2 protein-coding genes are annotated in these 1,237 nt (G+C 27.8%); one reads left to right on the top strand and one right to left on the bottom strand.

The genetic code is table 11. The annotated features are described in order from the left end of the window. Positions 1–1,076 (top strand): hypothetical protein (locus tag AMN84_RS05015; RefSeq protein ID WP_179850681.1); only part of this gene is annotated, 1,076 nt, incomplete at its 5' end. Here AMN84_RS05015 and AMN84_RS05020 read toward each other — a convergent pair. Beyond that, a partial coding sequence (locus AMN84_RS05020) for a hypothetical protein (protein ID WP_179850682.1) occupies positions 1,057–1,237 on the bottom strand: 181 nt, incomplete at its 5' end. The two genes, AMN84_RS05015 and AMN84_RS05020, sit on opposite strands and share 20 nt — an antisense overlap.

The raw sequence follows: 1,237 nt of genomic DNA on the forward strand, positions 1-1,237 counted from the left end.
CATCTTTTGAGTTTGGTAATATAGTTTCGCAAGAGTTCTTTGAGGAACATTTGAGTAGCTATTATGTTAATCAGGTACTTATGTATATGGATGTCTATGATAGATATATAATGTATTCTAAGGGTGATGATTATTTTATTGCATATTATAATTCTTTAGAGTCAAGTGATGTTCGTTATACTGCTCCTGGTGGTAGGAATACTATTGATTTTAATCGTTATGTTCATGGTTTCATTGTTAAGTTTTCCCCTGATTATGGTATTTCTGTTGAAAGTTATTATGATGATATTTATGATTATGATGATATTATAGCTACTAATGATTATAGGGTTTTTTTTGTTTCTAGTGCTAAGTTTACTTATGATGATGCTGATTTAGGTTTGGCTAGAGAAGTTTTATATGGTATGGGTGATTTACATAGTATGATTGTTCCTCCTGATTTGAGTTTTGATTTTAATCAATCTATTGAGAATTTGGTTGTTGATTTAGAACTGACTGATGATGATTTTTTGGAACTTGATAGTGTTTTAGATGTTGATGATATTATAAGTGTTTTGAGAGATAAGGATTTAGATAGTGATGCAGGGGCTGGTATGGATGATGTTCCTGTTGGTTTTTTTGATGATATTTTATCTTTTTTTGATAATATTTTGTCTTCTTTTGATAAGGTCTTGGGCTTTTTTGATGATATTTTGTCTTCTTTTGATAAGGTCTTGGGCTTTTTTGATGATGTTTTTGTAAATCTTTCAGAAAATTTAAAGTCTTTGTTTATTCCAGATTTTGAAGATATTAAGTCTCGTTTTTATGAAACTAAAGATAAAGTTTCTGTAAAGTTAGGATTTCATAATTGGATTTTGTTTGAAGATGCTTTGACTTTATATGCTAAAAAACCTAAATTTGAAATTTTTATTTATGGTCAAGCTGTGACTTTGATAGATTTATCTTATTTTGAAGGATATATGTTTTATCTTCAAGATATAATAAAAGGGTTTTTTTCTTTTCTGTTGCTTTTATATAATTATAAGATGGTTTTATATTTATTGCGTAGTTCTCATTTTATAAAGGGAGGGAAATAATGTTATTGTTGTTGTTAGTTGATTTGTTTCTTTCTCTTTTTGATATTTTAATTGTTTTTTTTCCTTCGGTTATTATTGATTTTGATGTAGGGTCGACTGCCTTTGAAACTTCTCTTATGTATGCTTTGTATTTTTTTTCGGATGATTTTTGGCTTATTTGT

The organism is Candidatus Pelagibacter communis, assembly GCF_001180105.1.
Lineage (GTDB): Bacteria > Pseudomonadota > Alphaproteobacteria > Pelagibacterales > Pelagibacteraceae > Pelagibacter > Pelagibacter ubique_K.